The sequence below is a fragment of the Methylibium sp. genome (assembly GCF_013817345.1).
In the GTDB taxonomy this organism is placed as follows: Bacteria; Pseudomonadota; Gammaproteobacteria; order Burkholderiales; family Burkholderiaceae_C; genus Methylibium.
The window spans coordinates 63,076-85,790 of the sequence record NZ_JACDCW010000002.1 but is presented as its reverse complement, the minus strand read 5'-3'; the positions used below and the strand labels follow the sequence as shown (position 1 = coordinate 85,790).

General features: G+C 68.7%; 19 protein-coding genes. 5 read left to right on the top strand and 14 right to left on the bottom strand.

The genetic code is table 11. The features are described 5' to 3' along the window. The first annotated feature begins 147 nt into the window (after positions 1–147). Entirely contained in the window at positions 148–1,290 is a 1,143-nt protein-coding gene (locus H0W40_RS00900; protein ID WP_292442123.1) for a GGDEF domain-containing protein, read from the top strand. 86 nt (positions 1,291–1,376) lie between these two features. Beyond that, positions 1,377–1,928, top strand: coding sequence for an NADPH-dependent FMN reductase (locus H0W40_RS00895; protein ID WP_292442121.1), 552 nt, complete (start codon positions 1,377–1,379; stop codon positions 1,926–1,928). A 51-nt stretch (positions 1,929–1,979) separates the two neighbouring features. Here H0W40_RS00895 and H0W40_RS00890 read toward each other — a convergent pair whose 3' ends face one another. The 3 genes from H0W40_RS00890 to H0W40_RS00880 all read right to left on the bottom strand — a co-directional run bounded on the left by H0W40_RS00890 (position 1,980) and on the right by H0W40_RS00880 (position 5,555). Then, positions 1,980–2,294 (bottom strand): hypothetical protein, encoded by a 315-nt coding sequence (locus H0W40_RS00890; protein ID WP_292442120.1) that lies wholly within the window; start codon positions 2,292–2,294, stop codon positions 1,980–1,982. A 220-nt stretch (positions 2,295–2,514) separates the two neighbouring features. Then, positions 2,515–4,953 carry a penicillin acylase family protein gene (locus H0W40_RS00885; protein ID WP_292442118.1) on the bottom strand — a complete coding sequence of 813 codons (2,439 nt, stop codon included), beginning with the start codon at positions 4,951–4,953 and terminating at the stop codon, positions 2,515–2,517. A 92-nt stretch (positions 4,954–5,045) separates the two neighbouring features. Beyond that, complete coding sequence (locus H0W40_RS00880; protein WP_292442117.1) at positions 5,046–5,555, bottom strand: DUF1993 family protein; 510 nt, start codon at positions 5,553–5,555, stop codon at positions 5,046–5,048. Between the two features lie 112 nt (positions 5,556–5,667). Between H0W40_RS00880 and H0W40_RS00875 the strand changes: the two genes are divergently transcribed. Together H0W40_RS00875 and H0W40_RS00870 are read left to right on the top strand one after the other, a co-directional pair. Further along, complete coding sequence (locus H0W40_RS00875; protein ID WP_292442115.1) at positions 5,668–6,678, top strand: D-2-hydroxyacid dehydrogenase family protein; 1,011 nt, start codon at positions 5,668–5,670, stop codon at positions 6,676–6,678. Between the two features lie 91 nt (positions 6,679–6,769). After that, positions 6,770–7,924 (top strand): MFS transporter, encoded by a 1,155-nt coding sequence (locus tag H0W40_RS00870; protein ID WP_292442169.1) that lies wholly within the window; start codon positions 6,770–6,772, stop codon positions 7,922–7,924. A gap of 44 nt (positions 7,925–7,968) precedes the next feature. Here the strand turns inward: H0W40_RS00870 and upp are convergent, their stop codons facing one another. The 4 genes from upp to H0W40_RS00850 all read right to left on the bottom strand — a co-directional run bounded on the left by upp (position 7,969) and on the right by H0W40_RS00850 (position 10,914). Further along, complete coding sequence (gene upp / locus H0W40_RS00865; RefSeq protein WP_292442114.1) at positions 7,969–8,598, bottom strand: uracil phosphoribosyltransferase; 630 nt, start codon at positions 8,596–8,598, stop codon at positions 7,969–7,971. Between the two features lie 9 nt (positions 8,599–8,607). After that, entirely contained in the window at positions 8,608–9,378 is a 771-nt protein-coding gene (locus tag H0W40_RS00860; protein WP_292442112.1) for an NAD-dependent deacylase, read from the bottom strand. Positions 9,379–9,389: 11 nt separating this feature from the next. Next, entirely contained in the window at positions 9,390–10,130 is a 741-nt protein-coding gene (gene rlmB / locus H0W40_RS00855) for a 23S rRNA (guanosine(2251)-2'-O)-methyltransferase RlmB (RefSeq protein WP_292442110.1), read from the bottom strand. A 115-nt stretch (positions 10,131–10,245) separates the two neighbouring features. Then, positions 10,246–10,914 carry an ABC transporter ATP-binding protein gene (locus tag H0W40_RS00850; protein ID WP_292442109.1) on the bottom strand — a complete coding sequence of 223 codons (669 nt, stop codon included), beginning with the start codon at positions 10,912–10,914 and terminating at the stop codon, positions 10,246–10,248. Positions 10,915–10,933: 19 nt separating this feature from the next. Between H0W40_RS00850 and H0W40_RS00845 the strand changes: the two genes are divergently transcribed. Then, positions 10,934–11,587 carry an arylesterase gene (locus H0W40_RS00845; protein ID WP_292442108.1) on the top strand — a complete coding sequence of 218 codons (654 nt, stop codon included), beginning with the start codon at positions 10,934–10,936 and terminating at the stop codon, positions 11,585–11,587. 46 nt (positions 11,588–11,633) lie between these two features. Here H0W40_RS00845 and def read toward each other — a convergent pair whose 3' ends face one another. The 7 genes from def to smc form a co-directional block, all read right to left on the bottom strand. Further along, on the bottom strand, positions 11,634–12,167 hold the full coding sequence (def, locus tag H0W40_RS00840; RefSeq protein WP_292442107.1) for a peptide deformylase: 534 nt from the start codon (positions 12,165–12,167) through the stop codon (positions 11,634–11,636). A gap of 43 nt (positions 12,168–12,210) precedes the next feature. Continuing rightward, entirely contained in the window at positions 12,211–14,265 is a 2,055-nt protein-coding gene (gene ligA, locus H0W40_RS00835; protein WP_292442106.1) for an NAD-dependent DNA ligase LigA, read from the bottom strand. 347 nt (positions 14,266–14,612) lie between these two features. Then, positions 14,613–15,059: a cytochrome c gene (locus tag H0W40_RS00830; protein WP_292442093.1), complete on the bottom strand. Its 447-nt coding sequence runs from the start codon at positions 15,057–15,059 to the stop codon at positions 14,613–14,615. A gap of 1 nt (position 15,060) precedes the next feature. Beyond that, the gene (locus H0W40_RS00825) at positions 15,061–15,915 is read right to left on the bottom strand and encodes a substrate-binding domain-containing protein (protein WP_292442092.1); all 855 of its coding nucleotides are present in this window, start codon (positions 15,913–15,915) and stop codon (positions 15,061–15,063) included. Then, on the bottom strand, positions 15,912–17,690 hold the full coding sequence (locus H0W40_RS00820) for a methanol/ethanol family PQQ-dependent dehydrogenase (protein ID WP_292442090.1): 1,779 nt from the start codon (positions 17,688–17,690) through the stop codon (positions 15,912–15,914). Before H0W40_RS00820 ends, H0W40_RS00825 begins: the two co-directional genes overlap by 4 nt. A 283-nt stretch (positions 17,691–17,973) precedes the next feature. Beyond that, on the bottom strand, positions 17,974–19,011 hold the full coding sequence (locus H0W40_RS00815; protein ID WP_292442089.1) for a cell division protein FtsZ: 1,038 nt from the start codon (positions 19,009–19,011) through the stop codon (positions 17,974–17,976). A gap of 28 nt (positions 19,012–19,039) precedes the next feature. After that, positions 19,040–22,555 carry a chromosome segregation protein SMC gene (gene smc / locus H0W40_RS00810; RefSeq protein WP_292442087.1) on the bottom strand — a complete coding sequence of 1,172 codons (3,516 nt, stop codon included), beginning with the start codon at positions 22,553–22,555 and terminating at the stop codon, positions 19,040–19,042. Positions 22,556–22,715: the final 160 nt, after the last annotated feature.

Below are 22,715 nucleotides of genomic sequence, written 5' to 3'. Positions count from 1 at the left end.
CGAACCGCAGCGATTGCAGAGACGCCGGCCTGTCGACTACCGCAGAATCTCGCGGCCGTCCCCACGGCGTGTCTGCGTCCCAGTCGACTCTCTATGCCTAACGACATTGCGTTTCTGCTTTTGGCTTTGACCGTCAGCCTCGTCACCATGGCGGCCGCGCTGCCTGCAGTGATGGGCAAGGTGAACGCGGCGGCGCAACGAGCACAGGCGGGAGTCGTTCTGCAGGCGCTCGGATGGGTGCTGCTGCTCCTTTCCGGTTTGGTGGAAAGCGGTGCGTGGGCAGATCGTCTTCTTTCCTCACTGTCGATGGCCTGTCTTGCCGGAGGGCTCGCGCTGCTCGCGGGTGCCTTCGACCTGTGGTGTGGTCGCCCTGCCCTGGTTCGGATTCCAACGCTCATCGCCGTTGTGCTGCCGGTCGGGTATGCGCTCGGCTTTTCGAGCTATCCCTTCAGGGTCGGGTGGGCGAACGGCTTGCTGGCACTGCAGATGGCAATGGTCGCCGCGTCCCTTGCGCGGACGCCGGCCGTGCCCGTAGGCAGATGGCGCTGGCTCCTCGTCGTGAGCCTGCTCGCACAGATGGTGGTCACGGCCTGGCGAGGCTTGCTGGGTGCGTTCTTCACCGAGTCGTATCCGAGCTTTTTGTCGCCGCACCCCGTGAACTATGCGTTTGCGATCGTTGCAAATGCGACCAGCGTGCTGTCGCTCGTGGGCATCTTGCTCGCGCACCGTGACGAAGCCGCTCTCGCGCTCGAGCGTCTGGCTTCCCTGGACGGCCTGACCGGCGTGTTCAATCGACGGGCCTGGCTTGCCAAGGCGAATATCGAGCTGGCCGTCAGCGTGCGCTACGACCATCCGCTGGCCGTCGTGATGATCGACCTGGACCACTTCAAACAGATCAACGACAAGCTCGGCCACGAAGCTGGCGACCGTGCACTTCGACTCGTCGCCAACTCGCTGCTGGCCACGGCCCGCACCGGCGATGTCGTGGGCCGCTATGGCGGCGAGGAGTTCTGCGTGTTGATGAACCACGCCGACAGCGCTGCCGCGAACGCTTTCGACCGGCGCTTGCGCGAGCGCTTGACCGACGCCGCCTCCCGCGAACTCGGTTTTGCGTTGAGCTACAGCGCCGGCATCGCCATGCGCACCGCGTTCGACGACAGCTTGCAGGCGATGCTCGCACGCGCGGACGCGACGCTGTACCGCGCCAAGGCTCAAGGTCGCGCCCGCACGTTCACCCTGGATGAGACGGGCATGCGGCTGCATGCCATGGAGACCCCTTCGGCATGTTGAAGTGACCTGGCAGCGGATGATGCGAACCAACCGGGCAGCGGCAACGAGCCGCGTCTTCGAACGTGTTTGCACCCCCAGGAGACGACATGAGCCAGTACCCGATTGCCGTGATGGTCGGCAGCCTCCGGCGCGATTCCTTCAACCGCAAGCTGGCCACGGCCATCGCAAAGCTGGCGCCCACGGAGTTTTCCTTCAAGCAATTGCGGATCGACGACCTGCCCCTTTACAACCAGGACGACGACGCGAATCCGGCCGAGTCGGTCAAGCGACTGAAAGGTGACATCAAGGCGGCATGCGGCGTCTTGTTCGTCACGGCCGAATACAACCGTTCGATCCCGGGTGTGCTCAAGAACGCGATCGATCATGCTTCGCGTCCGTACGGGCAAAGCGCCTGGGCGGGCAAGCCCGCCGGTGTGCTGGGGGTTTCGGTCGGCGCGATCGGCACGGCGGTGGCGCAACAGCACTTGCGCATCATCCTCGCCTACCTCGACATGCCAACGCTCGGCCAGCCCGAAGCCTTCCTCCAGGCGAAGGAAGGATTGTTCGACCCGGACGGGAACGTCGGCCCCGACAGCCGGAAGTTCCTGCAGGACTGGATGAACCGCTATGTCGCCTGGGTAAAGGCGCACTCGGCTTGAACAGGTCATGCATTGCCCGGCGCGCACGCGAGAGCGGCAACGCCCGCCGTACTAGACGGGTGCTCGAACCGCCTCGCGTTCAGCAGCGCTGCTCATCGCTTGTGCGGAGCCGCTGCGCAGCTTCTCCCAATACGACACCGCACGCGTGACCCAGTCGCGGAAATGACGGTCCTGCGGCGCATAGAACGGGATGCCACGGGCGGTGAAGTGTTCGACTTCCTTGGCGAACGCCCGAGACGGTGCAGCGTGGCCTCCCTTCAGCTCGAGCTCGATCGCGTGCAGCGCCATGGCGCGTTGCATCGGGTCCGCCGCCATCAGTTGTGCTCGCAGCGCCGTGGTGTCCGGACTGCCGGTTTCAACCTTCATCGTTTCTCCAGTAAGGGCAGCAGCAAAGCCGGCCTTCCTGGAATGTCGGTCTGGTCGGGGCTAGGCTTGAGGGTCGGCGCAGCCGCCCTGCACTGCCGAAGCCCCGCCTGTGCATATCTGCGCAACCGCCGGTCGGTGCCGTTGGCGCGTTGCAACGTTGGCGACCGCCCGGCGGGGGCGGCGGGCCGGGCGCGAGCCTTCCCGCAGCGTCGACAGGTCCTCAGTTCGGCACTAGTTGGAGCACCCGCCCCGGCTTGCCGTCGCCCCACACCGGCAAATACTCACCGCCTGCCCAGCGTTCGACAAAGCTGCGGTAGTCGCCACTGAAGGCCAGACCGCTCTGCCCGCTCGAGTGGATGAACCGGGACTTGGCCCGGTCGCCCAGGTCGTAGAGCGCACGCAGGCTCGGGCCGTGCTCGTCGAGGTAGAGCTCGCCGGTGACGGCGTCGGGCCGCAGGCCCACGCGCGAGACGTTGACGGTGTGGGTGTCGCCGCCCACCGGCGTGCGCAACTCGAACCAGCGCGACAGCAGGGGTACGTTGCTGAACGGGCGGTGCTCGGCGCGTGCGATGTGTGCGTCGCCCCAGCGCCAGGCGGCCGGATCGGCACCGAAGCGAGCCTGCAACTCGTCGAGCGCCCGGTCGAGCGCAGCGTCGACCTGCTGGGTGCAGTTTTCGCGGCCGGGCGTGCGGCGATCGTCGCACCAGTAACCGTCGTCGCGGCTCAGCACCGCTTCGAGACCTTCTCGAAAACCTCGCTTCTCGAGCTCGCGATCGAACAGCGCCGGCCCCAGATCGTCGGCAAACACACCGCGTGTGAGCTGCCGGACCCAGGCCCACAGCACGAGCGGCTCCGTTCGATCGGCGGCCATGGTGCCGTCGAAAGTGGCGAGCTCACGTTGCACCCGCTCGGCCAGCGGATGGCTCGATTGCGCCCGGCGCAGCACCGGCAGAAGGGTCAGCGCGGCGGGCGACAACACGTCGGCCTGGATCGCCGCCAGGCTGTCCAGGCTGTGCAAGGGGCTCACATCGAGCAGCCGCTCGATGCGCTGCTGCCGGTACGGCCACGCCCATTCGCTGGTGATGAAGTGCGGGTATTGCGGGCCGTGGATGCGCTGGTTGGCCGTGGCGATCCAGCCGCGCGCGGGCGCCCGTTCGCGCGGCGTCTCGCCGGCCGGCACGAAGCCGGCCCAGTCGTACCGGGAGTCCCAGCCGGGCGCCGGGCTCAGGCCCTTGAGGTCGTTGTCGGGGCGGCGCAGCGGCACGCGGCCCGCGGCGACCATGGCGATGCGTTCGGCGTCGGCGACCACGATGTTTTGCATCGGCGCGACGTACGCGGCCGAGGCCTCGATCAATTCGTCGACCGAGCGCGCCCGGTTGAAGGCCAGGACGGCATCGAGCGTGCTGGAAGCATCGGCGTCGAGGGCCGTCCAGCGCAGCGCAACCGCGTAGCGCGCCGCGCCGGGCGTGCCCGTGAGCCCTTCGGTCGGGCCGCCGGCATCGGAGATCACCGGGCCGTGACGGCTTCGCCGCGCGGTGAAGCTCACATCGGCGGCACCCTTGACCTTGATCGTCTCGAGAACCCGCTCGAAGCGGGCCCAGCTTTCGGGAGTCTCGTAGCGATCCTCGTTGCGCTCGTCGACGCGTTCGAGGTAGAGATCCTGCACATCGGGCCCCGTGTTGGTGAAGCCCCACGCCACATGGTCGTTCTGACCCAGCACCACCACCGGCAGCCCCGGCATGGTGGCGCCGGCTACACGAAAGCCGGGCGCCTCGAGCCGCGCAAAATACCACAGCGCCGGCGCGCTGAGCTTGAGGTGCGGATCGTTGGCGAGCAGCGGCTGGCCGGTCACGCTGCGCGAGCCGGCCACCGCCCAGCTGTTCGAACCCGTGCCTTCGACGCCCGCCTCGATCTGCCACGGCAGCGGTTTGGCCGCCGCAGTGTCGCGAACCGCCATGGGCTTCGGGCCGGCCACGCCGAGGTGCCGGTACAGCGCCGCATAGTCGCTGGTGGTCAGCGGCTCGTCGCCCGGATACGGCGGCAGCAGCTGCTGGATGCGTTCGACCGGCATGTTCAGCGCCAGCCGCATGCGCAGCAACTCGCTGCCCGAGTTGCCGCCCATGTCCCAGGCCATCATGATCGACCACGCCAGGCTGTCAACGGGGCTCCAGGCCTCGGGCTTCAAGCCGAGCAGCAGGAACTCGGGCGGAAGCGCCCTCACATGGTCCGCCAGGTAGGCGTTGATGCCGGCGGCATAGGCGCTCAGCATGGCGCGCACGGCCAGGCTCGCCTGCGCCCACTGCTGCTCCGCGCTGCGGCGCACGCCGAGCGCACGCAGGAACTTGTCGGCCTCGAGCGCGGGCGGGCCGAAGGCCTCGGCCAGCCGTCCGGCACCCGTGCGCTTGTGCGTGTCCAATTGCCACAGCCGGTCCTGCGCATGGGCGAAGCCCAGGCCGAACCAGGCGTCCTCAACGGAGCCGGCGCGAATGGTCGGGATGCCGTGCCGGTCGCGCTCGATCGTGAGGCCTTCGCGCAAGCCGCTCACCACCAGGCGGCCCTCGGTGACCGGCAAGGCGAGGTGCCGGTACACGGCAAACGCCGCCGCCGCGGCCAGCAACAGCCCCAGCAGCGAGGCCAGGCCCCACTTGATCCACTTCATGCGGCAAGGCTAGCGGCCGCAGCCGCCGAGCGCATCGGTGTTGGTGCGGAGCTTCTCTGCCGTATCCAGACGGCAATGAGGCTCCGCGCGCCTCACTGCCCTCGCAGATAGTCGCTCTTGCCCAGCTCCACGCCGTTGTGGCGCAGCAGCGCATAGGCGGTGGTGATGTGGAAATAGAAGTTGGGCAGCGCGAAGTGCATCAGGTACTGCTCGCCGGTGAACTGCAGCGGATCGCCGGTGCGGCGCGGCACGGTGACCAGCTTCGCTTCGCTGCCGTCGACCTTGTCGCGCGGCACCGATTTGATGTAGGCCACGGTGGCGCCGATGCGCTGCTGCAGTGCCGCCAGGGTCGTCTCGTTGTCGTCGAACGTCGGCGCAACGCCTTCGACCAGCCGCGCCACGCCGAACTTGGCGCTGTCGCAGGCGATCTGCACCTGCCGCAGCAGCGGCAGCATGTCGGGCGCCAGGCGAGCGGCGAGCAGTGCCTCAGGATCGGCCTGCTGCGCCTGGGCGTGCGCGACCGCCTTGTCGAGCCACTTCGAAAGGTTGCCGAGCATCGTGAGGTAAACCGGCACGCTGGCCGAATGCATGGAAATCGTCATTGCGCTTCTCCTTCAAGGGCCGGCGGGATGCTACCGGTTGCGGCAGGGCGCCGGCTCGGCATGCACAATCGAGAGCCGTCGCGCCACCACGGCGCGACCCCTGCCCTGCCCCATGAACATCATCATCCTGGACGACTATCAGGACGCGGTTCGCAAACTGCCCTGTGCCACCAAGCTCGACGGCTGCAATGCCAAGGTCTTCACCAACACCGTCAAGGGCATCGGCCAGTTGTCGGTGCGGCTCAAGGACGCAGAGGTCCTGGTGCCGATCCGCGAACGCACGCATTTTCCCCGTCAGTTGCTCGAGAAGCTGCCCAAGCTCAAGCTGATTGCCCAGACCGGCCGCGTGGGGCCGCACATCGATGTCGAGGCCTGCACGCGGCTGGGCATCGCGGTGAGCGAAGGGCCGAGTTCGCCGGTGGCGGCGGCCGAGCTGACCTGGGCGCTGATCATGGCGGCGATGCGCCGGCTGCCGCAGTACATCGGCACGCTCAAGCACGGCGCCTGGCAGCAGTCGGGGCTCAAGCAGGCTTCAATGCCGCCCAACTTCGCGCTGGGCACGGGCCTGGCGGGCAAGACGCTGGGTATCCTCGGCTACGGCCGCATTGGTCAGATCGTGGCCGGCTACGGGCGCGCCTTCGGGATGCAGGTGCTGGTCTGGGGCAGCGAGGCTTCGCGCGCCAAGGCCGAGGCCGAAGGCTGTGTTTCTGCCACTTCGCGAGAGGCCTTGTTCGAGGCCAGCGACGTGCTTTCGGTGCATCTGCGGCTGGCCGAAACCACGCGCGGCGGCATCGCGCTCGAGGACCTGCAGCGAATGAAGCCGACGGCTCTGTTCGTCAACACCTCGCGCGCCGAACTCCTGCAGGAAGGCGCGCTGGTTTCCGCCCTCAATCGCGGCCGACCGGGCATGGCGGCGATCGATGTGTTCGAGAGCGAGCCGATCCTGCAAGGCCACCCTCTGCTGCGGCTGGAGAACGCGGTGTGCACGCCGCACATCGGCTATGTGGAGCTCGACAGCTACGAGGCCTACTTCAGTGCCGCCTTCGACAGCGTGGTGAGCTATATCGCGGGCACGCCGATCAACATCGTCAACCCCGAGGCGCTGCGGGTCATGCGTGGCTGACACGCCCGGCGGCCTTCAAGCAAAGGCCGCCGAGGATGCCGCCCTCGCGTTACCGCCCGCCGACACGCTGCGCGGCGCCCGCTGGGCGCTCATGTTCGGCAACTTCGTCATCGGCTGCGGCGTCATGGTCGTGGCCGGTTCGCTCAACGACCTGACGCAGTCGCTCGAGGTCAGCGTGGCGCTCGGCGGGCAACTGATCGCCATCGCCGCGGTGGTGATGTGCGTCGGCGCACCCTTGCTCGCTGCGGTCGTCGGCGGCTGGGACCGCCGGCGGCTGCTGACCCTGACGCTGGTCTGGTATGCGCTCGGCCATGCCGCCTCGGCGCTGATGCCCAGCTACGCGGCGCTGACGCCGGTGCGCGCGCTATCCGTGCTCGCCGCTGCGGTGTTCACCCCGCAGGCCGCCGCGGCGATCGGCTGGCTGGCGCCGCCAGCGCAGCGCGGACGCGCCATCACCTTCATCTTCCTGGGCTGGTCGGTCGCTTCGGTGTTCGGCATGCCGCTGCACAGCTTCATCGGCGAATCGGTCGGCTGGCGCTGGGCCTTTGCCCTCGTCGCACTGCTGGCTGCGGGCGGTGCGGTATGGGTGTGGCGCGTCATGCCCGACGGCGTGCGGCCGCCGGCCATGAACCTGCGCGCTTGGGGCGGGGTACTGACGCATCCGGTGCTGATGGCCATCGTGGCCGTCACGGCCTTGTCGGCCGCCGGCCAGTTCACGGTGTTCACCTACTTTGCGCCGTACTACAAGGAAGCGCTGGGCGCCGGGGCGACCGAGATCAGCCTGCTGTTCGCCTGGTTCGGCGCCTTCGGCCTGGTCGGCAATGTGCTGTTCTCGCGCCATGTCGACCGCATCGGCGCGGCGCGTGCGGTCCCGGTGCTGCTCGGCGCGGTCGCGCTTTCGCTGCTGCTCTGGCCTTTGGCCGGCGGCTATGTGTCGATGGCTTGCGTGGTGGTGCCGTGGGCCTTCAGCATCTTCGCGGCCAATTCGGCGCAGCAGGTCCGCCTCGGACAAGCCGCGCCGGCTCAGGCATCGGCCTTGATGGCCCTCAACACCTCGGCCATCTACCTCGGGCAGGCGGTGGGTGCGGCCGGCGGCGGCGCCATGGTCGCCGCGCAGGCGGCGGCGGGTGCGCAGGGTCATCAGCTCTACAACGGTCTGCACTGGGTCGGGCTGGCCTGGGTGATCGCCGCGCTGGGGCTGAGCGTGTGGGCCGAACGGCGCCTGCGCCGCACCGGTTCCGGTTGACCTGAAAAGGGGCCTTGCACGGCAGCGCCCTGCCCTTGGCCACCTCAGCCTTTGGTACCGAAAATCTTGTCGCCTGCGTCGCCCAGGCCCGGGATGATGTAGCCGTGTTCGTCGAGATGGCTGTCGATGGCCGCCGTCCAGCAGCGCAGCGACGGATGCGCCGCGTTCAGCGCCGCAATGCCCTCGGGCGCGGCCACCAGCACCAGCGCGCGGATGTCGCGGCAGCCCTTGCGTTCGAGCAGATCGACGGTGGCGATCATCGAGCCGGCGGTGGCCAGCATCGGGTCGATGATGAGCGCAGTGCGCTCGGCCAGCGAGCCGACCAGGTTCTCGAAGTAGTGCTCGGGCTGCAGGGTGTCGTGGTTGCGCGAGAGGCCGACCACGCTGATCTTCGCGTTGGGAATCATGTCGAGCACGCCGTCCAGCATGCCGAGGCCGGCGCGCAGGATGGGCACCACGGTGACCTTCTTGCCCTTGATCCGCTCGATCTCGACCGGCCCGCTCCAGCATTCGGTCGTCACCGTCTCCAACGGGAAATCGGCGGTCGCCTCATAAGCCATCAGGCGCGCCAGCTCCTGGGTGATTTCGCGGAACTTCTTGGTCGAAATGTCGGTGGCGCGCAGCAAGCCGACCTTGTGCCTGACCAGCGGGTGCGTGACGAGGGTGACCGGCATGAAGCCAGTCTATGCCGCGAGCGGCTCCTCGGCCAACAGCAGCGGCAGCAGCGCGGCGGCGGTGCCTTGCAATCGACGCAGGGCCAGCGGATCGAGCTCGCTCAGCTGCGGATTGACGATGACCACCTTTGCGCCTGCGCGGCGCGCGGTGTAGGCCAGGCCGGCCGCGGGATGCACCGCGCCGGAGGTGCCGATGACGAGCATCACGGCGCAGCGCCGCGCAAGTTGTTCGGCCGCTTCGAGCGCGGCCACCGGCAAGGCCTCGCCGAACCACACCACGCCGGGGCGCACCCGGTTGCCACAATCGGCGCAGGCCGGCGGGCTGCCCGGTTCGGCCCAGCTTGGATCGCACACGTTCCCGCCGCGGGCGTGGCGGCGGCAGGCATCGAACCAGCGGTCTTCGAGGATGTCGCCGTGCAGGCGGATCACGTTCTCGCTGCCGGCGCGCTGGTGCAGGTCATCGACGTTCTGCGTGACGACGTGGAGCCGCCCGGGATGGCGGCGTTCGAAGTCGGCCAGGGCGCGATGGCCGGCGTTCGGCTTGGCCGCCATCACGCCGGCGCGGCGGCTCGCGTACCAGTCCCACACCAGCGCTGGATCGGCCGCGAATCCTTCGGGAGAGGCGAGCCGCTGCGGGTCGAAGCGAGCCCACAGGCCTGTCAAGGCGTCGCGGAACGTGGCGATGCCGCTTTCGGCCGACATGCCGGCGCCGGTGAGCACGGCGATGTGCGGCGCTTCGGCGAGCCAGCCGCGCACTTCTTCGATCGCCTCCTGCGCCATGGCGCTTGGCGTCAGGCGCTACCGCGCTGGCGCACCGCCTCGTACAGGCAGATGCCACTGGCCACCGAGACGTTGAGGCTTTCTACCGCACCAGCCATCGGCAGGCTGACGGCTTCGTCGCAGGTCTTGCGGGTGAGTTGGCGCAGCCCGCTGCCCTCGGCGCCCAACACCAGTGCGAGCGGCTGGCGCAGGTCGGCGGCGTAGAGGGTGCGCGGCGCATCGTCGGCGAGCCCGACCGTCCAGACGTTGCGCTCCTTCAGCTCGCCCAAGGTGCGCGACAGGTTGGTGACCATGAAGTAAGGCACCGTCTCGGCTGCCCCGCTGGCGACCTTGCTGACCGTGGCGTTCACGCCGACCGCGTGGTCCTTGGGCGCGATCACGGCGTGCACCCCGGCGCCATCGGCCACGCGCAGGCAAGCGCCGAGGTTGTGCGGATCGGTCACGCCGTCGAGCACCAGCAGCAGCGGCGGGCCCTCCACCGCATCGAGCAGGTCATCGAGCGATTTGCTCACCGGCAGCGGCGCCACCTTGGCGACGACGCCCTGGTGACGATGAGTGCCCGACAGGGCCTGCAGGCGCAGCTCGTCGCTTTCCAGCAGGCGCACGCCGGCTTCGCGGGCGCGGTCGAGGAACTGCTTCATGCGCATGTCGCGCCGGGTGCCGTCGACGTAGAGCTCGACGACCGAGCCGGGCGCGGTTTTCAGGCGAATGGAGACGGCGTGAAAGCCGAAGAGGATTCTTGAGGGAGACATCCGACGATTATGGAAGGCCGCTGGCGGCGATCTGCTGGGAGACCGTCTGCCGCGTTTCCGCCCGCAGGTGCCTTGCTTCGCAACGGCTGCTCGGCCGTCTGCGCCGGCGCACCGGCTATATCAGCCGGCCCGCCTCGATCTGCACTTGTCGGTCGCACCTCGCCGCGATGCTGCGATCGTGCGTCACCATCACGAGCGTCGTGCCCTGCTCCCGGTTGAGCTCGAACATCAGCTGGATCACCGTTTCGCCGGTCGCGAAATCGAGGCTCCCGGTGGGCTCGTCGGCCAGCAGCACGGCCGGCCGCACGACGAAGGCGCGGGCCAGCGCCACGCGCTGCTGTTCGCCGCCGGACAGAACGCGCGGATAGTGGCCGAGACGTTGGGCGAGACCCACGCGCGCGAGCATCTCGGTGGCCTGCGCCTTCGCGTCTGCGCGGCCCTGCAGCTCCAGCGGCAGCATCACGTTCTCCAGCGCCGTGAGGTTGCTCATGAGCTGGAAGCTCTGGAACACGAACCCGACGCTTTGGGCACGCACCGCGGCGCGCGCGTCCTCATCGAGCGAGAAAAGGTCGGTGCCGGCGAGCCGCACCCGGCCCTCGCTGGGCGTGTCGAGCCCGGCAATGATGGCCAGCAGCGTGCTCTTGCCCGAGCCGGAAGCCCCGACGATGGCAGCCGATTCCTGCGCCGCGAGCGCGAAATCGATGTCGTCGAGTATGGTCAGTTCGCCGCTCGGATCCTGCACGCGCTTGCTGACGTGCTCGACGGCGATGATGGAATCGGGCATGTTGAAAGGAGCACTCCGGATGGGCTTGAGCCGAAGGGACTGTATCAAGCGGGCCGCCGCGGTCGGGCTGTGGGGCTGCATCGCCGCACCGCTGGCCGCGCAGGCGCAGACGGCGCGGCCGGTGGTGCTGATAGTGGGCGACAGCCTGTCGGCCGAATACGGCCTGAAGCGCGGCAGCGGCTGGGTCGCACTGCTCGAGAAGAAGCTGGGCGCCGAGAAGATCGGGGCCACGGTGGTCAACGCCAGCATCAGCGGCGACACCACCGCCGGCGGGCGTTCGCGCCTGCCGGCCCTGCTGGCGCAGCACAAGCCCGATGTCGTCGTGATCGAACTCGGCGGCAACGACGCACTGCGCGGCCTGCCGCTCGACATGACCGAGCGCAACCTGGCCGAGATGACGCAGGCATCGAAGGCGGCCGGTGCCGAGGTGCTGCTGCTGGGCATGCAGGTGCCGCCGAACTACGGGCGCGCTTACTCGGACGATTTTGCGGCGCTGTTCGCGAGCGTTGCGAAGGATCAGGGCGTGGCGCTTGTCCCCTTCCTGCTCAAGAGTGTGGCCGACGTGGCGAATGCGGCGGAGCTGTTCCAGTCCGACCGGATCCACCCGCGCGAATCGGCGCAGCCGCTGATGTTGGCCAATGTGTGGCCGGTGCTCAAGCCCTTGCTGAAGTAGCCGGGCACGTCCTCGGACGCACGCCCGCAAGGAGCGCCGGACTCGTTCAGTCGTCGGGCGCGTCGAGCCCCGGAAACATCACGTCGGTATAGCCGAACCGGCTGAAATCGCGCACCCGCATCGGGTACAGCGTGCCGATCAGGTGGTCGCATTCGTGCTGCACCACGCGGGCGTGGAAGCCCTCGGCCTCGCGGTCGATCGGCTGGCCTTCGGGATCGAACCCGCGGTAGCGGATGCGCGCGAAGCGCGGCACCACGCCTCGCAGGCCGGGCACGGACAGGCAGCCTTCCCAGTCCTCTTCGAGCGCGTCGGTGAGCGGCGTGATCTGCGGATTGATCAGCACGGTGCGCGGCACCGGCGGCGCTTCGGGATAGCGATCGGTACTGCCGAAACCGAAGATCACCAGTTGAAGATCGACGCCGATCTGCGGCGCCGCCAGACCTGCACCACGGGCCGCCTCCATGGTCTCGAACATGTCGGTGACCAGCGCGTGCAACTCGGGCGTGTCGAACTCGTGCACCGGCTGCGCGATGCGCAGCAGGCGCGGGTCGCCCATCTTGAGAATGGTGTGAATAGTCATGGCGGGTGACTCCTTCTGAACGCCAGTATCCGGCGACGCGGCGCTACGAAGCCAGCAAGGCTTCGAGCGCCGCTTCGTCGAGCAGCGCGATGCCCAGCTCGCGCGCCTTGTCGAGCTTGCTGCCGGCTTCCTCGCCGGCGACGACGTAGTCGGTCTTCTTGCTCACCGAGCCGGCGACCTTGCCGCCGGCGGCTTCGATGCGCTCCTTGGCCACGTCGCGAGTCAGGTTCGGCAAGGTGCCGGTCAGCACGAAGGTCTTGCCCGCCAGCGGCTTGGGCGTCCGGTCGGCGGTGCCGTCGCTTTCCTCCCAGTGGATGCCGAGCCGGCGCAGCTCATCGACCACTTCGCGGTTGTGCGCCTGCTCGAGGAAGAGGCGGAGGCTCTGCGCGACGACCTTGCCGACATCGGCGACTTCGAGCAATTGCAGCTCGCTTGCCTCGAGGATGCTGTTGAGCGAGCCGAAGTGCCGCGCGAGATCCTTGGCCGTGGCTTCGCCGACGTGGCGGATGCCCAGCGCGAAGAGGAAGCGCGGCAAGGTTGTGCGCTTGCTCTTGTCGAGCGCGTCGACCAGGTTTCTTGCGCTCTTCGCGGCCATGCGATCGAGGTCGGCGAGCTGATCGGCGGTCAAACCGTAGAGGTCCGGCAAGGTGCGCACCGCGCCGCCGTCCACGAGCTGCTCGACCAGCTTGTCGCCCAGGCCTTCGATGTCCATCGCGCGCCGGCCGGCGAAGTGCAGGATCGCCTCCTTGCGCTGGGCGGCGCAGAACAGGCCGCCCGAACAACGCCAATCGACCTCGCCTTCCTCGCGCGCGATGGCGCTGCCGCACACGGGGCACTTGCCGCCGAGGCGCTTGAACAGATCGAACGGCTCGCCGGCATCGTCCGGTCGACGGTCGAGCACGACGCCGGCCACCTCGGGGATCACGTCGCCGGCGCGGCGCACGATCACCGTGTCGCCGACGCGAACGTCCTTGCGGCGCGTTTCGTCCTCGTTGTGCAGGGTCGCGTTGCTGACCGTCGTGCCGCCGACGAACACCGGCTCCAGCTTGGCGACCGGCGTGAGCTTGCCGGTGCGCCCGACCTGCACGTCGATGTCGCGCACCACCGTCATCTGCTCTTGCGCCGGGTACTTGTGCGCCAGGGCCCAGCGCGGCTCGCGCGATTTGAAGCCGAGCCGCTGCTGCAGGTCGCGCGCGTCGATCTTGTAGACCACGCCATCGATGTCGAACGGCAGCTGGGCTCGCTTTCCGCCGATCTGCGCATGGAAACCGACCAGCCCGTCCGCGCCGCGCACCACCGCGCGTTCGCCGTTGACCGGCACGCCCATCGTCGCCAGCGCGTCGAGCGTCGCGCTGTGTGTCTCAGGCAGCTCCCAGCCGCGCACCTCGCCTAGGCCATAGGCGTAGAAACTCAGGCGGCGCGAGGCGGTGACCTTCGAGTCGAGCTGGCGCACCATGCCGGCCGCGGCGTTGCGCGGGTTGACGAAGGTCTTGAGCCCGGCGGCCCGCTGCTGCTCGTTCATGCGCTCGAAGTGATCGCGTCGCATGTAGATTTCGCCACGCACTTCAATCACTTCGGCCTCGGCGCCGGCGAGCCGCAGCGGGATCTGCCCGATCGTGCGGATGTTGTGCGTCACGTCCTCGCCGGTCTCGCCGTCGCCGCGCGTGGCGGCCTGCACCAGCACGCCGTGCTCGTAGCGCAGGTTGATCGCCAGGCCGTCGAACTTGAGCTCGGCCGAATACTCGAGCGGCGGATCCTCGTCATGCAAGCCCAGCGCCCGGCGCACGCGCGCGTCGAAGCGCCGCGCCGCCGCCTCGCTGGTGTCGCGCTCGGCCGCGATGGAGAGCATCGGCACGGCGTGGCGCACCGGCGTGAGCCCGGCCAGCACCGCGCCGAGCACGCGCTGCGTGGGCGAATCGGGCGTGCGCAGTTCAGGCTGCGCTTCCTCGATGGCTTGCAGTTCCTGGAACAGGCGGTCGTACTCGGCATCGGGGATCTCCGGCGCGTCGAGCACGTAGTAGCGATGGGCGTGGTGAAACAGTTGCTCGCGCAGCTCTGCAGCGCGCCGGGCGACTTGTTCTTGCTTTGGATGCGGCATGGCGGCAGTTTAGGAGCGGCCGACTGCCCCGTCGCCCGTGAGCCGCGCCGGCTATCGTGAGGTTGATTGCCGTGCGTTTCCACCATCACGAGGGCAGCAGGCACCGCGAGGCGCGAGCAGCCGTGATCGGCCGATGGGGTCGCAGGTTGCGCAAAGCCGACGCAGCCGATCCCCGAGGAAGCACAGCGGCCGGCGCTCCAGCACGGCGAAAGCCAGCGTCAGCAGGGCGGTGCGCCCTCCTCGCCGCTGGGCAGCCCCAGCCGGCCCGGCAAGGCGCCGGTCATGAGTTACGCCATCGGCCCGGCAAGTCGCTGCGAAGCGTATTGGCCAAGCACCGCGTCGCAGCGTCAGCGCGTCGGCACCGGCTCCCACCAATGCGTGAAGGTCGGTTCTTCGTCGCGGCGCAAGGAATCGATGTAGGCCAGCAGGTCGGCAATGTCCTGCGCGCTCAGGCGGTCGCGGAACGGCGGCATGCCGTTGCGCGTGCCGTTGAGGATCGCGCGCACGGCATCGTCGCCGTGCGGGCGATCCTCGCGCAGGCTCGGGCACATGCCGCCGCCGCCACGCCCGCCGTGGCAGATGTAGCAGTTGTTGCTGAGGAACAGCCGGCGACCGTTGATGCGGTCGCCGTCGTCTTCGTCAATATCCGGCACGCCGCCGCCGTGCCTCGACACCGCGCCGACGCTCGGCCCCGACGACGACCCCGGGCCGCCCGCGTCGGCCAGCATCGTGGCCAAGCCGCACAGCGACAACACGAATGCGCAGGCGATCCTTCTCGTCGGGTTGGCTTGCATTTCAGTCTCCTTCGCGGGTCTCGGCGGTCGGCCCGATCAGCGGCACGCCATATTGCTCGAGGATTTCTCGGACCTGGTCGCGACGCCGCTCGAGCACGCCGTCGAGTTCGCGCTTCAGCGCAGCGTCGCCCTGTCGCACGCCGATCGCGATGTCGTAGGCGAACGGCCACGCGCTCATGTCCGGCGGTGGCGACACCGGCCGCACCTCGAGTCGTTGCGGGTGCCGGCCGGCGAAGTAGGCGGCGAACGGACCCCAGACGATCGCCAGGTCGATATCGCCGGAAGCGACCGCATCGACGATGCGGCCGGCCGGGCTGTCGACCGTGTCGGTGTCCCACATCGCGAAGCCGACGATGTTGTTGAGGAGGCCACGCCGTGCCAGTGCGTGCGCCGGCGGCGTGCTGAAGCCGTCGTCGCCGACCGCATGCAGGCCGATGCGCAGGCCGCGCAACGCCGGGTCGTCGAACGAACTCAAACCCGGCTGACGATCCTTCGCGTAAACGAAGGCGTAGGTCGAACGGTAGTACGGCACGCTCGCCAACACCGGCTCGAAGCCGCTCGGCACGCCCATCACGAGGTCGCAGGCGCCGGCGTTCAGCGTGCGGCGCACGAAGCCACGGCGCTGCGGCCGCCAGGTGTAGCGCAGCGTCGCGCTCAACTCGTCAGCCACCAACTGGGCCAGCTTGTTCTCGAAACCCTCGAGCCGCTGGTTCGAGAACGGCAGGTTGTTGGGCTGCGCGCAGACGCGCAATTCGCGCGCCGGCTCGGCAGCGGCGACCGCGGCAGCGACCGCTGCGAGCAGCGCGAACGCCGCCGCAACCCGCCATCGGGCCTCGTTGACGCTCGCGCGGTTCATGGCAGCTTGAACACATGCACCGCGCCGCCGGCTGGCGTGAAGCGCGGCAGATCGGCCATCGCGCCGACGATGCCGAGCCCGGCGAACGGATCGTCGGGCGACAGCTCGGCCGGCACGATCGCGCCGGCCACGCCGCCCGGGCCGGAGTAGATCGCGACGCGCTGCTTGCCGTCGGGGCCGAGGAAGGTCATCGGATGGCCGACGATGCCGGACTCGAGTCGGCGGTCGAGCAGCACCTGCCCGGTGACCGCGTGGACCGCCTTGAACCGGCGGTCGAGCGTGCCGTAGAAGACCACGTCGCCGGCCGTCGCGAGCACGCCGCTCCAGACCGGAAAGCGCTCGGCGATGCCCCACACCTTGCGCCCGCTGGTCGCGTCCCAAGCCATGAACTCACCGCGATGGCCGAGGCCGTCCGGGCCGGCTTTCATCCTGACGCTGGCGCCCACGAACGGCGTGCCTTCGATGAAGTTGACCTTCAGCGCCTCGTAGTCCATGCACAGGTTGTTGGTCGGCACGTAGAACAGGTTGGTGCGCGGCGAGAACGCGGCCGGCTGCTGATCCTTGCCGCCCACCCCGGCCGGGCAGATGTCGCGCACGTTGACGCCCTCGCGGGGGCGCTTGGCCGGGTTCTCGACGGGCGCGCCGGTGCCGAGGTCGATGCGTTCGGCCCAGTTGACGAACACAAACTTTTCGGCCACCAGCACCTCGCCGGTCTTGCGGTCCATCGTGTAGGCAAAGCCGTTGCGGTCGAAGCGCACCAGCAGTTGGCGCGTCGTGTCGCCGAACGGCAGGTTCACGACGATGTTCTCGTTGACGCCGTCGAAGTCCCAAGCGTCGTGCGGCGTGATCTGGTAGGCCCAGGCCGCCTGGCCGGTGTCGGGATTGCGCGCGAACAGCGTGGTCGACCACTTGTTGTCGCCGGGCCGCAAGTCGGGGTTCCAGACACCGGGGTTGGCGGTGCCGTAGTAGATCAGGTTGAGTTGCGGGTCGTAACTGACAAAGCCCCAGACCGTGCTGCCGCCGTGCTGCCACATGAATTCCGATGGCCAGGTGGCCGCGCCGAGATCGGCGCCACGGTCCTTGGCGTAGAACGGATTGAAGCCCGCACCGATGAGCACATCGACATCAGGGCCGGTGCTGAAAGCGCGCCAGACCTCGATGCCGGTGTTGAGGTTGAGAGCGGCGATGAAGCCACGGATGCCGAGCTCGCCGCCGCTGTTGCCGACCAACACCTTGTCGCCCACGACCAGCGGGGCCATCGTCATCGTCTGGCCGGTGGCCGGGTCGCCGAGCTTGGTGCGCCAGACCTCGCGGCCGGTCCTTGCATCGACCGCGACTGTGGTGTTGTCGAGCACGTTGTAGATGATCTTGCCGTTCGCATGCACCGCGCCGCGATTGACGATGTCGCAACACGCCTTGTCTTGCGCGAACGGATCGGCGCGCGGGTCGAAGACCCAGCGCAGCCGGCCGCGGTCGGCCAGGTCGAGCGCGAACAGCTTGTTCGGGAACGGGCTGACGACGTACATCGTCGAGCCGACCACGAGCGGCGTGCCCTCATGCCCGGCGATAACGCCGGTGCGAAAGCGGAACTCCTCTTCGAGTTGCCCGACATTGCCGCTGTGAATCTGCGCCAAGGAACTGAAGCGCGTGCCTTCGAGCGTGCCGGCCGGTGTGGTCCATTCCGCGCCCGCGGCTTGTGCCGCGGCCGGCGGGTGAAGGGCGCTGCCGAACAGAAGCGCGAGCGACACCGCCCGAAGCGAAGCCGAAATGTCCATGTCGAATCTCCTTTTCGCGCGAGGTGCGCTGGAAGATCAACTGCGGATTCGGTCGGGCAATCGCTATGCCGGCAGGCACTGGAGCAAATTCCCTGTGAACGGCCGATGCCGCGTGGAAACACATCGACACAAGCTTGGCAAAAATAGCGGCAACGGTCGCTCGACCGGAAATCCCTTCCGTTGCGACCGGTTCGTCTTGCATTCATTTGCAGGCGAGCCCGAAGTCACCGCCCGACGTCTCGCGACGCGGCTTGTGGAGATGGCGTCGTGAGGGGCTCGACGGCTAACTGAACAGCCGTCTTGCCGCTGCCGATCCTGCTGCCAGGTCGCGCTCGGCCAGGCGCGCATACAGACGCTCGAGCTCCTGGCCGATGGCGGCGAAGGAAGTCGGATGCAAAGGCTGGCCGCCGTCGTCGTACAGGGCGGCATCGAGCTCGGTGGACAAGGCCTCGCCGGCCGCGCACCAGGCGGCAAACGGTGCGGCCGCGCTGCCGGTCTGCGGCACGTCGAAAGCCAGAGTCAGCTCGCGCAGTGCGGCCTGGCTCGGATCGTCGGCCAGTGCGGCCTGGGCGTCGAAGTTGAGTGTCAGTACGGGCGGCGCACCTTCGTCGAGTCCGGGCAGCACCAGCCGGCCCGGCAGAGCGCCGGTCACGAAACCATGGCGGGCGGCGTGCTGCTGCACATAACCGGGCGACCAGGCCGGACCGCGGGAAACCAGGCGCAAGGCCAACTGCGCGTCGTGCTGGCCGGCAAAGGCGTCGAGCTCGCGTGCCCGCGCCACGACGTCGAGCATGTCCGGGAAGTCGGGCAAGGCGGCCAGCGGCTCGGCGAAGGACTGCACCTTCTGCACGAACTCGGAATACTCGATCTCGTTGAGCGCGCCGCTGCGGTTGGCCAATTGCACGCCGGCCTGGAACTCGCCGTAGCGCTGGCCCGGCATCGGCAGCTCCCATTCGCCGCTCTCCGCGTTGAGGCCTTCGACGAGCAGCGGCTTGGTGCCGGCCCGGCGTGCCGGCGGCAGGTGCACGGCCGCGGTTTCGCCGGCGACTGGGTTCTCAACGGTGATCGCGGCGATCGCATCGATCAGCGCATCGAGCCTGGGGCCGCCGCGGCGGGCCAGCGTGGGCTCGATGCGAGTCGCGGCCAGGTCCGCCGGCTCTGCCGGCCGGTCGAGCGAGGGTTCGCGCGAGGCGGCCGCCTCGCCGGGCTCAGCCGCAACCTGCCGCACTGCGCTGCGCCGCGCGCTCCACACGCCGTGCGCAACCACGCCGGCCACCACCAGCGCTCCGAGCACGAGGAGCCAGACCTGCAGGGTGCTCATGGCTGCCGGCTCTTTCTTGCTGCGCGCATTACGCTGCGACCGCCATCGTCACGGCAGCCTCCATATCGACCGCAACGATCCGTGAAACGCCCTGCTCCTGCATCGTCACCCCGATCAGCTGCTCGGCCATTTCCATGGCGATCTTGTTGTGTGAGATGAAGAGGAACTGCGTGTTCTCCGACATCGTCTTGACCAGCTTGGTGTAGCGCTCGGTGTTGGCGTCGTCGAGCGGCGCGTCCACTTCGTCGAGCAGGCAGAACGGCGCCGGGTTGAGCTGGAAGATGGCGAACACGAGGGCGATGGCGGTCAGCGCCTTTTCGCCGCCCGACAGCAGGTGGATGCTCGCGTTCTTCTTGCCGGGCGGCTGCGCCATCACCTGCACGCCGGCATCGAGGATCTCGCCGCCGGTCATGATCAGCCGGGCTTGGCCGCCGCCGAAAAGCAGGGGGAACATGCGGCCGAAGTGTTCGTTGACGGTGTCGAAGGTGCTGCCGAGCAGTTCGCGCGTTTCAAGATCGATCTTCCTGATCGCGTCTTCGAGCGTGGTCATTGCCTCCACCAGATCGGCCGATTGCGCATCGAGAAAGCCCTTGCGTTCGCGTGCGGCGCTCAGTTCGTCAAGGGCTGCCAGATTGACGGCACCGAGTGCGGCCACCTCGCGGCTGATGCGGTCGATCTCGGTCTGCAGGCCGGAGAGCTTGACGCTGCCGGCTTCGATGCCCTGGGCCAACGCTTCCATGTCCACCTCGGCAGCGGTCAACTGGTCCAGGTACTGCGCGCCGCCCAACTGCGCCGCCTGCGCTTCGAGCTGCAGCTTGCCGATGCGCTCGCGCAGCGGCTCGAGGCTGCGCTCGAAGCCCAGGCGCTGCTCGTCAGCCACGCGCAGGCGGGCGGACAGGTCGTCGTAGTGGCTGCGCTGCGCGGCCAGCGCGGTTTCGCGCTCCAGGCGAAGCGCCAGCGCCGTCTGCAGGCCGGCCTGGGCGGTGGCGTCGGTGAGCCGATCCAGCTCTTCCTGCAACTGGGCCGCGCTCTGCTCGTTGGCCGCGAGCTGCTGCGCCGCCGTCTCGATGACGCGCTGCAGCTCGCCGCGACGTGCGGCCAAGGCACGCGACGCGAACTGCGCCTCCTGCGCCTCGCGCTCGAGCGAGCGCTGCTGCTCGCGTGCATCGGCAAGCCGCCGCTCGGCCAGGATCACGGCATCGCCGAGTTCGGCGTGGCGCTCCTGCTCGCCAGCGAGCTGCAAGTCGAGTTCTTCGAAACGCGCCTCGCCGGTCGCGCGGCGCTCGGCCAGTTCTTCGAGGCCGGCGTCGATCTCGGCCAGCTCGGCTTCGATCTGGCCGCGCCGGGCGCTGGTCTGCTCGCTGAGTTGCTTCAACCGCAGCACTTCGACCTGCAACTCGTGCTTGCGCGTCTGGCCCTCGGCGGCTTCGCGGCGCACGCCGACGAGCCTTGACGAGGCGTCGGTGTAGGCCGCTTCTGCGCGCACCAGGCCGGCCCGGGCCTCATCGACGATGAGGCTCTGCGCGCGGGTCTGCTTCTCCAGGTTCTCGATTTCCTGCGCGCGGGCCAGCATGCCGGCCTGTTCGCTGTCGGGCGCGTAGAAACTCACCGCGAAGGGGCTGACCGCGTGGCCCGCGGGCGTCATGATGATTTCGCCGTGGGTGAGCTTGCCGCGCCCGGCCAGCGCCTCGTCGAGCGAGGCAGCGGTGTAGACACCTTCGAGCCAGTCGTTGAGCAGCGCGGTCAGGCCCGCATCGTTCAGGCGCAGCAGGTCCGACAGGCGCGGCAGCGTCGTGTGCGTGTTGGCGATGGCGCCGGCCGGCGGGGTGTAGAAGGCCAGCTTGGCGGGTGGCGCGTCGGTCTCGAAGGCGCGCACGGTCTCCATGCGGCCGACCTCGAGCGCGTTGATGCGCTCGCGAAGCGCGGCCTCCAGCGCAGTCTCCCAGCCGGTCTCGATGTGCAGCCGGGTCCACAGGCCCTTGACACTGTCGAGGCCATGCTTGGCCAGCCAGGGGCCGAGCTTGCCCTCCGTCTGCACCTTTTCCTGCAGCGCGCGCAGGGCCTCGAGCCGGGCGCTGAAATCGGCCTGCCGGCCGGCTTCGGTATTGACCTGCTGCTGCCGCGTGCGGCGGTCTTCGTCGAGGGCCGGCACCGCCGCCGTCAGCTCCTCGGCGCGCGCATCGGCAATCGCCTGCGCTTCGTCGGCGCTGCCGAGTTGCTCCTCGAGCGTGAGGAGCCGCGCATCGTCGGGTGCGGCCAGATTCTTCCGTTCGCTCGCCAGCCGCTCGTGGCGCTGCGACAGCGCGCGGCTCTGTTCTTCCACGTTGCGCGATTCGCCGGCGAGCAACTGGATCTGCTGCTGGACTTCCTGCGCCTTGCCGCGCTGCTCGTGGCTGGCGGTCTGCGCCGCACGCAGCGCGTCTTCCACGGCGGGCAAGCCGGCCGACTGCTCCTCGGCCTGGGCCGCCAGCACCTCGGCCTGCTCGTCGGCGACGGCGATCTGCGCAGCGATCTCCTCGAGCTCGCTCACCGCCTGCCCGCGCCGTTCGTCCCAGCCCGCGTTCTGACCGCTCAACTCCGCGATCCGCTGTTCGACGCGCTGGCGGCCTTCGACCACGTAGCGGATGCGTTCCTCGAGCCGGCTCACCTCAAGCGCCGCCTCGGCCAGCACACCTTGCGCAGCATGCAAATCATCGCCCGCCGCGTAGTGGGCCTGCCGCACTGTCTCCAGTTCCGCCTCGACATGGCGCAGTTCGGCCAACCGCGATTCGAGCGCATTGGTGGCCGCCAGGGACGCCTTGCTCACGCGCTCTTCCTCGGCCGCTGCGTCGCGGTGCTTGAGGAACCACAGTTGCTGCAGCTTGAGCGTGCCCTGCTCCTGCAGCCCCCGGTACTGCGAGGCCACCTCGGCCTGTTTCTCGAGCTTGTCGAGGTTGTTGTTCAGCTCGCGCAGGATGTCGTCGACGCGCGTCAGGTTCTCGCGCGTGTCCTTGATGCGGTTCTCGGTCTCGCGGCGGCGCTCCTTGTACTTGGAGACGCCCGCGGCTTCTTCGAGAAAGAGCCGCAGCTCCTCGGGCTTGCTTTCGATGATGCGAGAGATGGTCCCCTGGCCGATGATCGCGTAGGCGCGTGGACCCAAGCCGGTGCCGAGGAACACGTCCTGCACGTCGCGCCGGCGCACCGGCTGGTTGTTGATGTAGTAGCTGGAGGTGCCGTCGCGCGTGAGCACGCGCTTGACGGCGATCTCGGCGAACTGGTTCCAGGCGCCGCCGGCGCGCGCATCGGCGTTGTCGAACACCAGCTCCACCGAGGACCGGCTGGCCGGCTTGCGGTTGCCCGAGCCGTTGAAGATGACGTCCTGCATCGACTCGCCGCGCAGCTCCGACGCCTTGCTCTCGCCGAGCACCCAGCGCACCGCGTCCATGATGTTCGACTTGCCGCAGCCGTTGGGCCCGACCACGCCGACGAGCTGGCCCGGCAGCTGGAAGTTGGTCGGGTCGGCGAAGGATTTGAAGCCGGAAAGCTTGATCGAGTTGAGGCGCATCGCGGCAGGTCCGGCAAGCAGTCGCAAGCACCGCGGGTGCGCGGCTTGGCGCTGCTAACTCGTTGATTTGTAATGGAAAACCGGCATCGCTGCCGGTTCGAGAGTGGCGCGGATGATAGCATCGGCCCCCTCTAAGAACTGCAAGCAAACGTCCCTCGGC

Bases quoted from the DNA above. Each gene is read 5' to 3' on its own strand.
- H0W40_RS00885 (WP_292442118.1), bottom strand. From the start codon at position 4,953: ATGAAGTGGATCAAGTGGGGCCTGGCCTCGCTGCTGGGGCTGTTGCTG.
- H0W40_RS00900 (WP_292442123.1), top strand. From the start codon at position 148: ATGGCGGCCGCGCTGCCTGCAGTGATGGGCAAGGTGAACGCGGCGGCG.
- H0W40_RS00880 (WP_292442117.1), bottom strand. From the start codon at position 5,555: ATGACGATTTCCATGCATTCGGCCAGCGTGCCGGTTTACCTCACGATG.
- H0W40_RS00895 (WP_292442121.1), top strand. From the start codon at position 1,377: ATGAGCCAGTACCCGATTGCCGTGATGGTCGGCAGCCTCCGGCGCGAT.
- H0W40_RS00890 (WP_292442120.1), bottom strand. From the start codon at position 2,294: ATGAAGGTTGAAACCGGCAGTCCGGACACCACGGCGCTGCGAGCACAA.
- H0W40_RS00815 (WP_292442089.1), bottom strand. From the start codon at position 19,011: ATGAGCACCCTGCAGGTCTGGCTCCTCGTGCTCGGAGCGCTGGTGGTG.
- H0W40_RS00825 (WP_292442092.1), bottom strand. From the start codon at position 15,915: ATGAACCGCGCGAGCGTCAACGAGGCCCGATGGCGGGTTGCGGCGGCG.
- H0W40_RS00820 (WP_292442090.1), bottom strand. From the start codon at position 17,690: ATGGACATTTCGGCTTCGCTTCGGGCGGTGTCGCTCGCGCTTCTGTTC.
- H0W40_RS00860 (WP_292442112.1), bottom strand. From the start codon at position 9,378: ATGGCGCAGGAGGCGATCGAAGAAGTGCGCGGCTGGCTCGCCGAAGCG.
- def (WP_292442107.1), bottom strand. From the start codon at position 12,167: ATGACTATTCACACCATTCTCAAGATGGGCGACCCGCGCCTGCTGCGC.
- H0W40_RS00875 (WP_292442115.1), top strand. From the start codon at position 5,668: ATGAACATCATCATCCTGGACGACTATCAGGACGCGGTTCGCAAACTG.
- rlmB (WP_292442110.1), bottom strand. From the start codon at position 10,130: ATGTCTCCCTCAAGAATCCTCTTCGGCTTTCACGCCGTCTCCATTCGC.
- H0W40_RS00830 (WP_292442093.1), bottom strand. From the start codon at position 15,059: ATGCAAGCCAACCCGACGAGAAGGATCGCCTGCGCATTCGTGTTGTCG.
- H0W40_RS00850 (WP_292442109.1), bottom strand. From the start codon at position 10,914: ATGCCCGATTCCATCATCGCCGTCGAGCACGTCAGCAAGCGCGTGCAG.
- H0W40_RS00845 (WP_292442108.1), top strand. From the start codon at position 10,934: ATGGGCTTGAGCCGAAGGGACTGTATCAAGCGGGCCGCCGCGGTCGGG.
- ligA (WP_292442106.1), bottom strand. From the start codon at position 14,265: ATGCCGCATCCAAAGCAAGAACAAGTCGCCCGGCGCGCTGCAGAGCTG.
- upp (WP_292442114.1), bottom strand. From the start codon at position 8,598: ATGCCGGTCACCCTCGTCACGCACCCGCTGGTCAGGCACAAGGTCGGC.
- H0W40_RS00870 (WP_292442169.1), top strand. From the start codon at position 6,770: ATGTTCGGCAACTTCGTCATCGGCTGCGGCGTCATGGTCGTGGCCGGT.
- smc (WP_292442087.1), bottom strand. From the start codon at position 22,555: ATGCGCCTCAACTCGATCAAGCTTTCCGGCTTCAAATCCTTCGCCGAC.